The organism is Sphingomonas psychrotolerans, assembly GCF_002796605.1.
In the GTDB taxonomy this organism is placed as follows: domain Bacteria; phylum Pseudomonadota; class Alphaproteobacteria; order Sphingomonadales; family Sphingomonadaceae; genus Sphingomonas; species Sphingomonas psychrotolerans.
In genome coordinates, this window is the sequence record NZ_CP024923.1 from 4,288,134 (window position 1) to 4,300,586 (window position 12,453).

Below are 12,453 nucleotides of genomic sequence, written 5' to 3' on the forward strand. Positions count from 1 at the left end.
GAGATTGCCATGCGGACCATCCTGTTCCTGCCGCTGATCCTGCTCGGTGCCTGTGCGTCGGGAGCGTCGGCGATGCCGCTCGAACCGGCAGCGCACGTCGCCTTTGGCGATCTGGCGCTCGACCAACCCGCCGGCCGCGCGGAGCTGCGCGCCCGCGTGGCGACCGCGGCGCGCGGGTTCTGCCGCCGCCACGAGGACGAAGTGACACCGCAGCTGCTCAGCCACGACCGCTTCCTTTGTCTCGAACAGGTGCGCTCGGCGCTGGTTGCCGACATGCGGCCCGAGGTTCGTCACGCCTACAAGCAGGCTCTGCGTGAGGCGGGTGTTCGCGGGCGGCGGCTCTAGCCGTCGATGCTGACCCCGAGCGATGCGTTGACCAGCCCGCCATCGACGGTGATCGTGTCGCCGATGACATAGTCGCCGGCGCGGCTGGCGAGGTAGATCGCGGTGCCGGCCATGTCCTCGTCGTTGCCGATGCGCTTCGCCGGGATCGCTTTGGATACCGCATCACCGTGGTCGCGCGCTGCCTTGTTCATGTCGCTGGGGAAGGCGCCGGGCGCGATCGACGTGACGTTGATATGATCGCGCACCAGCCGCGCCGCCATGCGCTTGGTCAGATAGATCAGCGCCGATTTGGAGGCGTGATAGCTATAGGTCTCCCACAGGTTCAGCCGCTGGCCGTCGATCGACGTGATGTTGATCACCTTGGCCGGGCGTTCGGCCGAACCTCCAGCCTTGAGCAGGCCGTGCAGCGCCTGGGTCAGGAAGAAGGGCGATTTGACGTTGAGATCCATGACCTTGTCCCAGCCCTTTTCGGGAAAGGTCTCGAACGGCTCGCCCCATGCGGCGCCGGCATTGTTGACGAGGATGTCGAGCCGCGATTCGCGCGCGGCGAGATCGGCGGCCAGCGCGCGGCAGCCCTCGACGGTGGAGATGTCGTGCGGCAGGGCGATGCAATTCCCGCCGAGCGCGGCCGCGGCTTCCTCGCAGGCTTCGACCTTGCGCGACGAGACATAGACCTTGGCGCCTTGCGCGACGAAGCCCTCGGCGATCATCCGTCCGATCCCGCGCGATCCGCCGGTGACCAAAGCAATCCGGCCGTCGAGGCGAAACAGGCTGTTGGTGTCCATGAACTCTCTCCCAATTCGTCGTCCCGGCGGAAGCCGGGATCGTGTGCCGCCAGGGGTCCGCGCGCCTCCCGAGATCCCGGCGTTCGCCGGGATGACGGATTTCGCTTACCCGCCGCGCTTCAGCGTCTCCCTGGCGATGATCAACTGCTGGATCTGGCTGGTGCCTTCGTAGATCCGGAACAGCCGTACGTCGCGGTAGAGCCGCTCGATGCCGTAATCGGCGATATAGCCCGCGCCGCCGAATATCTGCACCGCGCGATCGGCGACCCGGCCGACCATCTCACTGGCGAAATACTTGGTCGCGGCGGCCTCCATCGTCGTATTTTCACCCGCATCCTTCTTCGCCGCGGTCTCGAGCATCAGCGCCCGCGCGGCCATAGCCTCGGTCTTGGAATCGGCGAGCATCGCCTGGATCAATTGGTGCTCGGCGATCGGCTTGCCGAACTGTTTCCGCTCGCTGGCATAAGCGACGCAGTCGGCGATCAGTCGCTCGGCGACGCCGACGCATACCGCCGAGATGTGCAGCCGCCCGCGATCGAGCACCTGCATCGCGATCCTGAAGCCCTGGCCCTCCTCGCCGAGCCGGTTGGCGACGGGGACGGGGGTGTCATCGAACACCACATCGGCGACGCGGGCGCCCTTTTGCCCCATCTTCTTCTCGGGCTCGCCGATCGACACGCCGGGCAAATCGCGCGGAACGAGGAAGGCCGAGACGCCGCGCCCGCCGGGGTCCTCGCCGGTACGCGCCATCACCGTGAACAGCTGCGCCTTGTCGGCGTTGGTGATGAAGCGCTTGGTGCCGCTGAGCCGATAGACATCGCCGTCGCGCACCGCGCGGGTCTTCACAGCGCCGCTGTCCGATCCGACATCGGGTTCGGTCAGCGCGAAGCTGGTGATCACTTCGCCACTCGCAATCCGCGGCAGCCAATCGGCCTTTTGCTCTGGCGTTCCGGCCATCACCAGGCCCTGACTGCCGATCCCGACATTGGTGCCGAAGGACGAGCGGAAGGCGGGGGTGGTACGGCCGAGCTCGATCGCGACCCGGCATTCCTCGAGCATCGTCAGGCCGAGCCCGCCATATTCCTCGGCGATCGACAGTCCGAACAGGCCGAGCCCCTTCATCTCCTCGATCACCGCCTCGGGAATAGCGTCGGCGGCCTCGACATCGGCTTCCAGCGGACGCAGCCGCTCGCTTACGAAGCGCCGGATCGTATCGATCAGCGTGTCGAAGATCTCGGGGTCGAGCGCCATTATTGGAACCGTTCCTGTTGTTCGAAGCCGCATGCTATAGCTACGCCTGCGGATCGAGCAAGCCATACCCAATCTTCCAATAGCCGCGATTGACGCCGCTACTGCGCCTCCTATGCTGCGCCGGTAGAGCATAAAGCGCGAGGATCGGCGATGGTGGCGAATGAAGCCAATGCGGGGGCGCCCGCCGTTCCGCCGGTGCGCCGCGTGCGCCAGTCGACCATGCTCTCTTACGGTTTCGGCGCAGTCGCGTACGGCGTGAAGGACCTGTGCTTCTCGACCTTCCTCTTGTTGTTCTACAATCAGGTGCTCGGGCTTCCCTCCGCGCAGGTCGGCTTCGCGATCATGTGCGCATTGCTGCTCGACGCATTCATCGATCCGGCGATCGGCTTCCTTTCGGACCGGACGCGCGGGCGCTGGGGGCGGCGGCATCCGTGGATGTATGCGTCGGCGGCACCGATTGCGCTCGGCTGGCTGTTGCTGTGGAATCCGCCGGCCTGGTCGCATGGGGCGATGCTGGTCTGGGTGTTCGCCAGCGCAGTGCTCGTGCGGACCGCGGTCTCGGCCTATGAAGTACCGTCGCAAGCGCTGAGCCCCGAACTCTCGGCCGATTATGACGAGCGCACCCGGATCATGGCATATCGCTATCTGTTCGGATGGGCGGGCGGAATGGCGATGCTGATGGCATCCTATGGCTATTTCCTCGCCGACGGGCTGCTCGACCGGCGCGGCTATGTGGCGTTCGCGGCGGCGGGCGCTGCGGCGATGTTCATAGCGATCCTCGTTTCGGCGCTGGGCACGCACCGCGAGATCGCCCGGCTGCCGCGGCCCGAGATCGAACGCCAGTCGCTTGGCCAGAATTTCCGCGAGCTGCGCGAGAGCGTGCGCAACCGCGCCTTTCTGATCCTGATGGCGGCGGGGATCTGTTATTATTCGGCGCAGGGCATCAGCTACGCGCTGTCCAATTATCTCTATGCCCATGTCTGGGGCTTTCGCGGCGCCGACTTCCAGTGGCTCGGGCTGGTTCTGCTGCTCGGGGTGATCGGTGCGTTCCTGCTCGCGCCGCGGGTGGCGAAGCGGACCGGCAAGCCGGTGGCCGCAATGGGCTTCATGGTCGGCGCGGCGATCCTGCTGACACTGCCTTATTGGCTGCGGTTGGCCGGACTGTTCCCGGCGCCCGGAAACCCGGCGCTGGTGCCGCTGCTGCTTTCGATCTTCACCGTCAATGCAACCTGCGTAGTGTCCTCGACGATCCTCGGCGCGTCGATGATGGCCGATGTCGTCGAGCATTCGGAGGTCGAGACCGGGCGGCGATCTGAGGGGGTGTTCTTTGCCGGCGCGTTCTTCGTCCAAAAATGCACCAGCGGGCTCGGCATCTTCGTTGCAGGCTCGATCCTGGCGATCGCCGGTTTCCCCGAGACGGCCAAGCCGGGCAGTGTCCCCGTCGAGACGGTCGACCGGCTGACGATCCTGTTCGCCGCGCTCTATCTGTCGCTCGGCTTCGCGGCGGCGTTCTTCTACCGGCGCTTTCCGTTCGGCAAGGCCGAGCATCTCGCGCGGGTGGAGCGATTGGCCAAGGCGGAAATGCCCGCCGGGGGGTGAACCCCGGCGAGCATCCTTTCCTCCCCAGGAAAGTCTGGCCTCAGGCGACGCGGCCGAGGCGGTGATAGAGATTGGCGTATTTCGTCGACTCGGGCAGATCCTTGACCTTGTGGAGGTGGGTCCCGACCGCCTCACGAAGCAGGCGGAAATCCTCGGTCGAGAAAACGGCGCGGCTTCTTTGCGGTTCTTTGGGCTGCGGTTCGGTCATGCTACTTCTCCTTACGCGGCTTGCTGGTTGAACTGGGCGGCTTCGGTGCTCTCGGCGAGCGCCGTGGTCGAGCTCTCGCCGCCGGCCACCGCCTGCGCGATCGCATCGAAATAGCCGGTGCCGACTTCGCGCTGGTGGCGAGTCGCGGTGTAGCCGTTCGCCTCGGCGGCGAATTCGGCCTGCTGGAGTTCCGAATAAGCCGCCATGCCGCGGTCCCGATAGCCGCGCGCCAGCTCGAACATGCCGTAATTGAGCTGGTGGAAGCCCGCGAGCGTGACGAACTGGAACTTGTACCCCATCGCGCCGATCTCGCGCTGGAAGCGGGCGATGTCGTCCTTGTCGAGATTCTTCTCCCAGTTGAAGCTCGGCGAGCAATTATAGGCCAGCATCTTCTCGGGGTGCGCGCGCTTGATCGCCTCGGCGAAGCGGCGGGCGTCGTCGAGATTGGGCTTCGAGGTCTCCCACCACAACAGGTCGGCATGGCTGGCGAAGGCGAGGCCGCGCTTGATGCAATGATCGACCCCGGTGCCTTCCTTCAATCGGAAGAAGCCCTCGGCGGTGCGTTCGCCGGTGAGGAATTCGTGGTCGCGTTCGTCGACGTCCGAAGTGATCAGCCGCGCGCTCTCGGCATCGGTGCGTGCGCAGATCACCGTCGGGACGCCGGACACGTCGGCCGCGAGCCGGGCGCTGTCGAGGTTGCGGATATGCGCCTGGGTAGGGATCAACACCTTGCCGCCGAGGTGCCCGCATTTCTTTTCGGATGCGAGCTGGTCTTCATAATGCACCCCGGCGGCGCCTGCGGCGATATAGGCCTTCATGATCTCGAAGCAGTTGAGCGGCCCGCCGAAGCCGGCCTCGGCATCGGCGATGATCGGCGCGAACCAGTCGCGCGTCGCGCCGCCTTCCATATGCTCGATCTGGTCGGCACGCTGGAGAGTCGCGTTGATCTTGCGCGCCAGCTCGGGCCCGGCATTGGCGGGGTAGAGCGACTGATCGGGGTACATCTGCCCGGCGGTGTTGGCATCGGCGGCGACTTGCCAGCCCGAGAGGTAGATCGCCTTCAACCCGGCGCGGACCATCTGCATCGCCTGATTGCCCGAAAGCGCGCCGAGCGCATGGATATAGTCCTCGGACTTCAGCAGCTCCCAGAGCTTGAGCGCGCCGCGACGGGCGATGGTATGCTCGATCGGCAGCGAGCCGCGCAGCCGGGTAACGTCGTCAGCCGAATAGGGGCGGACGATGCCGTCGAAGCGGCCGCTGGGGGCTGGGACGAGATCTTCGAAGGTCATCGGCATGTCATTTCCTTGACAGTATTAGTGGTGTCGAGGGCCGATTTGCGCCTTAGCTTGACTCAATCACAGGATATTCGTTCTATCTCGGGGTCAACGGGTGACTAAAGCGGCGCCCGCGCTTGTAATCATGTAAATATATTTACAACGTATTCCGAATCGGTGGTTTGCGAACATATCAAGAACGGAGCGTGTAGGAAATGGCCGATCAGAAGCTGTTCGCCGGACACGCGGTCCGCCGTCTTCGTCGCCAGCTCGGGCTGAGCCAGGTGGCGATGGCCGAAGCGCTGGCCGTGAGTGCGAGCTATCTCAACCTGGTCGAGCGCAACCAGCGACCGATCTCCGCGACGGTGATGCTCCGGCTCGCCCAAACCTATGACTTCGACCCGCGCAGACTGGCGGCGAGCGAGCCGGGCGGGGGCGCCGAGGCGCTCCGCCGCCGGCTGGCAGACCCGCTGTTCGCCGATCTGGAGATCGACCGGCACCAGCTGGAGGAATGGCTGGCGGGCGCGCCGGGCGGCGCCGAAGCCTTTGCGCGCGCTTATGACCGGATCGGTGCCGGCTCGGCCGGGGCCGCGGAGCCCGACGATGCCGTGCGGCAGGTTCGCCGCGAGATCGAGCGCTGGCGCAACCATTTCGCCGATCTCGACGCCGCCGCCGAGACGCTTGCCGATGAGATGCGGATCGCGGCGGGGGATCTTTACGGCGCGATGGCCGAGCGGCTGCGCGTCAAGCATCAACTGGCCGTGCGGATCCTGCCTGCGGAAGTGATGCCCGACCGGATGAAACGGCTCGACCTCCACGCCCGGCAGATCCAGCTTTCGGAAATGCTCGACGCACCGGGCCGCAGCTTCGCGCTTGCCGAGCGGCTGGCCGAGGAGGCGCGGGGGGAAATCGACGGGCTGGTCAAGGGTGCCGCGCTCGATCGCGGCGCCGAGCGGCTCTACCGGCGCCACCTCACCGGCTATTTCGCCGCGGCGGTGATGATGCCTTATGCCCGCTTCCTGCGCGCCTGCGAGGCGAGCGGCTATGATCTCGAACTGCTCCAGCGCCGCTTCGGGGCGAGCTTCAGCCAGGTCGCACACCGGCTGACCACGCTTCAGCGGGTCGGCGCCCGCGGGCTGCCCTTCTTCTTGCTGCGAGTCGATCGCGCGGGTCAGATGTCAAAACGCTATGCCGGGGCGAGTGCATCGCCGCTGGTCGAGGGGCCGGGGATCTGTCCTTTGTGGAATATTTTTGATGCCTTCGCCCGCGACGAGATGGTCACGCACCTCGTCGAGCTCGAGGACGGCAGTCGCTGGTTCACGGTCGCGCGCGCGGTCCAGCCGCAGGGGGCTCGGGTGACGAGCATTCCCGCGCGCTTCGCAGTGGGGGTCGGGCTCGCGGCGGGCGAGGCGCGGACGCTTGCCGTAGCGGCGGGGCGCGATCTCGCCGGGCATGCAATGCCGATCGGGCTCGGTTGCCGCGCGTGCACGCGTCCCGATTGCCCCCAGCGCTCAGCGCCGCCGGCGGGACGGGCGATGCTGCTGCCGAACGATCGCGAGAGCGGCGTCACGCCGTTCGGTTTCGCCCCGGACTGACATACCGCGGACGCAAATCGACATATTTCGGTCGATTTGATCTGGAACCAGCGCGCTGCCTCGCGGTTGCGTCGCTGGTGCGCGCTCCGTCGGGTCGCTGCCATGAGCCGCTGTCGATCGCGCCTGCGATACGGCAGGGCGTGTCGAGAGGATGTGTATGTTGCTTACCCTGATCGGACTAACCCTTGCGGCGGCCAGCCCCCAATCGGCCGACGCCGCAGTGGGTCGTTGGAAGACCGAGACGCGCGGCGGGATCATCGAGATCAAACGCTGCGGCGCGTCGATCTGCGGCCGGGCTCTCACCTCGGATGCGCTGCGGACGAACCCGAACCTGAAGGATACCAGGAATTCGAACACGGCACTACGCAACCGGCCGCTGCGCGGGCTCCAGATCCTGAGCGGCTTCTCGGCGAGCGGCGGCGGCTGGACCGGCGGCAAGATCTACAATGCCGAGGACGGCAAGACCTATGGCTCGGACGTGACGCCCTCCGGTGCCAACCAGCTCAAGGTTCGCGGCTGCGTTTTCAAGCCCTTCTGCAAGACCCAGACCTGGACCCGCGTCCGCTGAGGCGGGCGCCAGTTTCGTTTAGTAAAGCGTACAAGGACCCTGCAATGTCGACTCTCAAGCTTTCGCTCGCCGCCGCAACCACGCTGGCGGGCTCGATCGGTTTCGCCGCCTCGGCCAATGCCCAGGCCTTTTATCTCCCCGAACAGTCTGCGCGCGCAGCGGGGCGGGCTTTCTCCGGCGAGGTTGCGGATACCGGCGCCGCGTCGCTCTGGTGGAATCCCGCGTCGATCGCCGGCGCCACAGAAGGCGAGGCGACGATCAGCGCCTCGCTGATCCTGCCGCGCGGCGAAGTGACCGACACCGGCACGCTGATCCGCCGCCCGGGCGGCAGCTTCGCCCCCGTCGGCGGCGATGCCACCACGCGCAATCCGATCAACAAGGGGGTGCTGCCATCGGGCGCGATCGCGATTCCCCTGGGTGACCGCGTCGCCTTCGGTCTCGCGGTCACGTCGCCGTACAGCTTCACCACCGATTATCCCGAGACCAGCTGGGCACGCTACAGCGCGCTCAAGACTCAGCTGCGCACGATCGACATCCAGCCCTCGCTCGCAGTGGCGGTGACCGACTGGCTGCGCGTCGGCGCGGGCGTCAATGTCGAATATACCGATGCCAGTCTCGCCAATGCACTGCCCAATGTGTCGGCGGCCTTGCCCGACGGAAAGCAGGAGCTGAAGGGCGACGGCTGGGATCTCGGCTGGAGCGCGGGCTTCCAGATGCACAATGATGCCGTGACGATCGGCCTCAGCTACAAATCGGCGATCAAGCACAACCTCAAGGGCGACCTCGAGGTCAGCGGGCTCGTCGGGCCGCTGGCGGGGTCGAATCTGACGCTGTCCGATATCACGGCCAATTTCTACACGCCGGCGCAGGTAATCGTCGGCGGGCGCTTTCGGCTGAGCGACCGGTTCACGCTCAACGGGCAGGCCGTCCACTACCAGTGGAGCAAGTTCGACGCGATCCGGATCGGCGCACCGGTCAACCAGGCGATCCCCGAAAATTATCGCGACACGTGGAGCCTCGCGACGGGGTTCGATTATGCTGTTTCGGACAAACTCACGGTGCGGGCCGGCGTGCAGCGTACCCAGACCCCGACGCGCGATGGTGAGCGCGATGCGCGCGTGCCCGATTCGGATCGCTGGAATTACGGTGTCGGCGCTTCCTACGCGCTGACTCCCAAATTCACGCTCGATGCCGGCGCCAATTATGTCGACTTCGAGGACGCGACGATCGACCGAGTCACCGCGGCCTATCCGGGCACGGCGGCGCAGACGCCGATCCTTACCTCGGGCGAATTGCACGACGCGCGCGCGCTGGTCTTCTCGCTCGGCGGACGCATGCGCTTCTGACGACGATACCCGTCGCCACGCGTCGAGGGGCGCGTGGCGGCGGCATCGGCTTGGGAAGCGACGATCCCATCCTCCCTCTGGGTAATTTATACCGGACGGTAGATTTCGCCTCGAAAACATGCCTATCATCCCCCGGGGCGGCGCTAACGGAGGGATCATGGCCACCGATTTCACGCTCAACGGCAAGCCGGCGTCGTTCGACGGGGATCCCGAGACACCCTTGCTCTATGTGCTGCGCGACCATCTCGGGCTGACCGGCACCAAATATGGCTGCGGCGTCGCCCAGTGCGGCGCCTGCACCGTCCATCTCGACGGCAAGAACCGGCGCTCCTGCGTGACTCCGGTTTCGATGGTCGGCGGCAGGCAGGTCGTCACGATCGAGGGCGTCGCCGGCAAGGAAGCCACAGCGGTGCAAAACGCCTGGGTGGCGATCGACGTGCCGCAATGCGGCTTTTGCCAGTCGGGGCAGGTGATGTCGGCGGTCGGGCTGCTCAAGATCAAGAAAAAGCCGAGCGACAAGGACATCGACGCAGCGATGGCGGGCAATATCTGCCGCTGCGCCACCTACGCCCGGATCCGCCAGGCGATCAAAGACGCCGCCAATGCAATGGAGGCCTGAGCGATGAACGCCATCACGCCAACCCGCCGCGGCTTCCTCCAGTCCTCGGGTCTCGTGCTCGGCATGGCATTGCCGCTGGGTCAGGCGGCGAGGGCCGCGGGGCAGACGACGGGGCTGCCCTTCGCGCCCAACGCGTTCGTGCGGGTGGGGACGGACAATCTCGTCACGGTGATCATCAAACATGTCGAGTTCGGCCAGGGGCCGGCGACCGGCCTCGCCACCTTGGTGGCCGACGAAATGGACGCCGATTGGGGCCAGATCCGCGTCGAGATGGCGCCCGCCAACGACCCGCTCTACAAGAACCTCGCTTTCGGCACGATGGGCACCGGCGGCTCCTCGGCGATCTCGAACAGCTGGATCCAGATGCGCACCGCCGGGGCCTCGGCGAGAGCGATGCTGGTCGAAGCGGCGGCGAAGCGCTGGGGCGTGCCGGCCGCATCGATCAAGGTGTCGAAGGGCGTGGTTTCGAGCGGGGCGCGCAAGGCGCGCTTCGGCGAACTGGCGGCGGACGCGGCGCAGCTGAAGCCGCCCGAAAAGCCGGTGCTCAAGACCCCCGACCAGTTCACTCTGATCGGCAAGGACACACCCAAGGTCGACAGCGTCGCCAAGACCAACGGCACTGCGATGTTTACCATGGACATCCAGCGGCCCGGCATGGTCCACACCGCGATTGCCCATCCGCCGGCGTTCGGCGGCACGGTCAAATCGGTGATCGACACCGCGGCGCTCGCAGTGCCCGGCGTGCTGGGAGTGAAGACCATCCCGCAGGGCGTGGTCGTCTATGCGCGCGACGGCTATGCGGCGCGGAAGGGCGCCGCGGCGCTCGATGTCACCTGGGACCTCTCCAAAGCCGAGAAACGCACCAGCGACGAGCTCTACGCCCAGTTCGCCGAGGCGAGCGAACAGCCGGGCAAGCAGGTCGAGAAGATCGGCGACACCGCGGCGGCGCTGAAAGGGGCGGGCAAGAAGCTCGAGGCGGTCTACCAATTCCCGTATCTGGCGCACGCGCCGATGGAGCCGCTGGACGCCGTGATCGAGATGAACGGCGATCGGCTCCATGTGTGGATGGGCAGCCAGTTCCAGGTCGGCGAGCTTGGCGCGATCTGCGGGACCTTGGGCGTGCCCATGGAGAAGGCAGCGCTGCACGAGCAATATGCCGGGGGCAGCTTCGGGCGGCGCGCCACCCCGACGATGGAGTTCGCGGTCGAGGCCGCGGCGGCGTTCAAGGCGTGGGGCAAGGGCCCGGTCAAGCACGTCTGGACTCGCGAGAACGACATTCGCGGCGGCCGCTATCGCCCGCTGGCGGTGCATACGATCCGCGGCGGGCTCGATCCGGCGGGCAATATCGTCGCCTGGGATCAGGTCGTCGCCGCGCAGAGCTTCTTCAAGAACACCCCGATGGAGGGGATGGGCATACGGAACGGCGTCGACGATGCCCTCACCGAGGGGATTGCCGAGAGCTATAAATTCGCCAACCAATATATCGGCCAGCACATCATGGAGGTGGGCGTGCCGACGCTGTGGTGGCGGTCGGTGGGCAATACCCATACCGCCTATGCGGTCGAGACCTTCATCGACGAACTGCTCGTCATGGGCGGCAAGGATCCGGTCGCCGGGCGGCTCGCACTGATGGAGGATCCGCGGACCAGGGCAGTGCTCGCCAAGGCCGCCGAGATCGCCGGCTGGGGCAAAAAGCCGCCCGCGGGTCGTGCACGCGGCGTCGCGGCGTGGAAGAGCTTCGGTTCGTATGTTGCGCAGGTCGCCGAAGTGTCGAAGGGCGCCGACGGGCTGCCCAAAGTGCATAAGGTGTGGTGCGCGGTGGATTGCGGGATCGCAGTCAATCCCAATGTGATCCGCGCGCAGATGGAGAGCGGCATCGGCTACGGTCTCGGCCACGCGCTCTATTCCGAGGTCGAATTGGGCGAGGGCGGGATCGTCAAACAGAGCAATTTCGACAGCTATCGTTCGCTCAGAATCAGCGAGATGCCCGAAGTCGAAGTCGCGATCATCGCATCGGACAAGAACCCGACCGGCGTGGGAGAGCCCGGGCTGCCGCCGATTGCGCCCGCCGTCGCCAATGCGTGGCGCAAGCTCACCGGCAAGGCCGTGCGGCGGCTTCCGTTCACCGTGGGAGGCAAGGCATGAAGGCGGGCGCACTCGCACTCGGCGCCGCGGCGCTGACTCTCGGGCTAGCGATCGCCAGCCAGGCGCGCGAGCAGAAGGTGGAAGGGCTAAAGCCCGTCAGCGCCTTTGCCGGCATCGCCGATCCGGCCGCGCGCTCGACTGCGATCTTCACCGAGATGGGCAAGGTGATCCAGCATCCGCGCTGCGTGAACTGCCACCCGCGCACCGATCGCCCGCTCCAGGGCGATGCGCAGGAGCCGCACAACCCGCCGGTCTCGCGCGGGCCCGCGGACAAGGGCATGGCGGGGCTCGAATGCGCCACCTGCCACGGGCCGCGCAACGTCGCTTTCGCCAATGGCACCGGCAGCATTCCCGGACATCCCGAGTGGCACGTCGCGCCGATCGAGATGGCGTGGGAAGGCAAGACGCTCGGCCAGATCTGTCAGCAGATCAAGGATCGCAAGCGCAATGGCGGCAAGACGCTGGAGCAGATCGTCGAACATAATGCGCATGACAGCCTGGTCGGCTGGGGCTGGAATCCCGGGCCGGGCCGCGCGCCGGTGCCGGGGACGCAGGCGCAGTTCGGCGAGTTGAGCCGGGCCTGGTTGGCGAGTGGGGCGAAGTGCCCAGCGGGTTAAATAGGTAGGCGGCCGCCCCATAGCTTCCGACCCGGATAGCGGACGTTGACTGCCAACGCGGCTCCGCTAGGCTCTTTCATATGGTGAGACGTACACGGATC

At 66.4% G+C, this 12,453-nt stretch carries 12 protein-coding genes; 8 read left to right on the forward strand and 4 right to left on the reverse strand.

Going from position 1 to position 12,453, the window contains the following annotated elements; genetic code table 11:
- The first annotated feature begins 9 nt into the window (after positions 1 to 9).
- Positions 10 to 345, forward strand: a complete 336-nt coding sequence (locus CVN68_RS19560) for a UrcA family protein (RefSeq protein ID WP_100283675.1) — start codon at positions 10 to 12, stop codon at positions 343 to 345.
- On the opposite strand, the gene CVN68_RS19565 is transcribed toward CVN68_RS19560, so the two are convergent.
- Together CVN68_RS19565 and CVN68_RS19570 are read right to left on the reverse strand one after the other, a co-directional pair.
- Positions 342 to 1,130: an SDR family oxidoreductase gene (locus tag CVN68_RS19565; protein WP_100283676.1), complete on the reverse strand. Its 789-nt coding sequence runs from the start codon at positions 1,128 to 1,130 to the stop codon at positions 342 to 344. The two genes, CVN68_RS19560 and CVN68_RS19565, sit on opposite strands and share 4 nt — an antisense overlap.
- 105 nt (positions 1,131 to 1,235) lie before the next feature.
- A complete protein-coding gene (locus CVN68_RS19570; RefSeq protein ID WP_100283677.1) occupies positions 1,236 to 2,381 on the reverse strand; it encodes an acyl-CoA dehydrogenase family protein in 1,146 nt (381 codons plus the stop codon).
- Positions 2,382 to 2,531: 150 nt separating this feature from the next.
- Here CVN68_RS19570 and CVN68_RS19575 point away from each other — a divergent pair, with 150 nt between their 5' ends.
- Complete coding sequence (locus CVN68_RS19575; RefSeq protein ID WP_233503440.1) at positions 2,532 to 3,980, forward strand: MFS transporter; 1,449 nt, start codon at positions 2,532 to 2,534, stop codon at positions 3,978 to 3,980.
- 40 nt (positions 3,981 to 4,020) lie between these two features.
- Here CVN68_RS19575 and CVN68_RS23730 read toward each other — a convergent pair whose 3' ends face one another.
- Together CVN68_RS23730 and aceA are read right to left on the reverse strand one after the other, a co-directional pair.
- A complete protein-coding gene (locus CVN68_RS23730) occupies positions 4,021 to 4,188 on the reverse strand; it encodes a hypothetical protein (protein WP_199560141.1) in 168 nt (55 codons plus the stop codon).
- Between the two features lie 11 nt (positions 4,189 to 4,199).
- The gene (gene aceA, locus CVN68_RS19580) at positions 4,200 to 5,483 is read right to left on the reverse strand and encodes an isocitrate lyase (protein ID WP_100283678.1); all 1,284 of its coding nucleotides are present in this window, start codon (positions 5,481 to 5,483) and stop codon (positions 4,200 to 4,202) included.
- 194 nt (positions 5,484 to 5,677) lie between these two features.
- Here aceA and CVN68_RS19585 point away from each other — a divergent pair, with 194 nt between their 5' ends.
- The 6 genes from CVN68_RS19585 to CVN68_RS19610 all read left to right on the forward strand — a co-directional run bounded on the left by CVN68_RS19585 (position 5,678) and on the right by CVN68_RS19610 (position 12,352).
- Positions 5,678 to 7,057: a helix-turn-helix domain-containing protein gene (locus CVN68_RS19585; protein WP_100283679.1), complete on the forward strand. Its 1,380-nt coding sequence runs from the start codon at positions 5,678 to 5,680 to the stop codon at positions 7,055 to 7,057.
- 157 nt (positions 7,058 to 7,214) lie between these two features.
- Positions 7,215 to 7,625, forward strand: coding sequence for a DUF2147 domain-containing protein (locus tag CVN68_RS19590; RefSeq protein ID WP_100284552.1), 411 nt, complete (start codon positions 7,215 to 7,217; stop codon positions 7,623 to 7,625).
- 44 nt (positions 7,626 to 7,669) lie between these two features.
- Positions 7,670 to 8,971 carry an OmpP1/FadL family transporter gene (locus CVN68_RS19595; RefSeq protein ID WP_100283680.1) on the forward strand — a complete coding sequence of 434 codons (1,302 nt, stop codon included), beginning with the start codon at positions 7,670 to 7,672 and terminating at the stop codon, positions 8,969 to 8,971.
- A gap of 157 nt (positions 8,972 to 9,128) precedes the next feature.
- Positions 9,129 to 9,590 (forward strand): (2Fe-2S)-binding protein, encoded by a 462-nt coding sequence (locus CVN68_RS19600; protein WP_100283681.1) that lies wholly within the window; start codon positions 9,129 to 9,131, stop codon positions 9,588 to 9,590.
- A 3-nt stretch (positions 9,591 to 9,593) separates the two neighbouring features.
- Positions 9,594 to 11,735 carry a xanthine dehydrogenase family protein molybdopterin-binding subunit gene (locus CVN68_RS19605; RefSeq protein WP_100283682.1) on the forward strand — a complete coding sequence of 714 codons (2,142 nt, stop codon included), beginning with the start codon at positions 9,594 to 9,596 and terminating at the stop codon, positions 11,733 to 11,735.
- Entirely contained in the window at positions 11,732 to 12,352 is a 621-nt protein-coding gene (locus CVN68_RS19610; RefSeq protein WP_100283683.1) for an Isoquinoline 1-oxidoreductase subunit, read from the forward strand. Before CVN68_RS19605 ends, CVN68_RS19610 begins: the two co-directional genes overlap by 4 nt.
- The last annotated feature ends 101 nt before the right edge of the window (positions 12,353 to 12,453 follow it).

What these genes read in the sequence shown, in the direction of transcription:
- CVN68_RS19600 (WP_100283681.1), top strand. Translation starts at nt 9,129, where the DNA reads ATGGCCACCGATTTCACGCTCAACGGCAAGCCGGCGTCGTTCGACGGG.
- CVN68_RS19610 (WP_100283683.1), top strand. Translation starts at nt 11,732, where the DNA reads ATGAAGGCGGGCGCACTCGCACTCGGCGCCGCGGCGCTGACTCTCGGG.
- CVN68_RS19560 (WP_100283675.1), top strand. Translation starts at nt 10, where the DNA reads ATGCGGACCATCCTGTTCCTGCCGCTGATCCTGCTCGGTGCCTGTGCG.
- aceA (WP_100283678.1), bottom strand. Translation starts at nt 5,483, where the DNA reads ATGCCGATGACCTTCGAAGATCTCGTCCCAGCCCCCAGCGGCCGCTTC.
- CVN68_RS23730 (WP_199560141.1), bottom strand. Translation starts at nt 4,188, where the DNA reads ATGACCGAACCGCAGCCCAAAGAACCGCAAAGAAGCCGCGCCGTTTTC.
- CVN68_RS19605 (WP_100283682.1), top strand. Translation starts at nt 9,594, where the DNA reads ATGAACGCCATCACGCCAACCCGCCGCGGCTTCCTCCAGTCCTCGGGT.
- CVN68_RS19575 (WP_233503440.1), top strand. Translation starts at nt 2,532, where the DNA reads ATGGTGGCGAATGAAGCCAATGCGGGGGCGCCCGCCGTTCCGCCGGTG.
- CVN68_RS19595 (WP_100283680.1), top strand. Translation starts at nt 7,670, where the DNA reads ATGTCGACTCTCAAGCTTTCGCTCGCCGCCGCAACCACGCTGGCGGGC.
- CVN68_RS19565 (WP_100283676.1), bottom strand. Translation starts at nt 1,130, where the DNA reads ATGGACACCAACAGCCTGTTTCGCCTCGACGGCCGGATTGCTTTGGTC.
- CVN68_RS19570 (WP_100283677.1), bottom strand. Translation starts at nt 2,381, where the DNA reads ATGGCGCTCGACCCCGAGATCTTCGACACGCTGATCGATACGATCCGG.
- CVN68_RS19585 (WP_100283679.1), top strand. Translation starts at nt 5,678, where the DNA reads ATGGCCGATCAGAAGCTGTTCGCCGGACACGCGGTCCGCCGTCTTCGT.
- CVN68_RS19590 (WP_100284552.1), top strand. Translation starts at nt 7,215, where the DNA reads ATGTTGCTTACCCTGATCGGACTAACCCTTGCGGCGGCCAGCCCCCAA.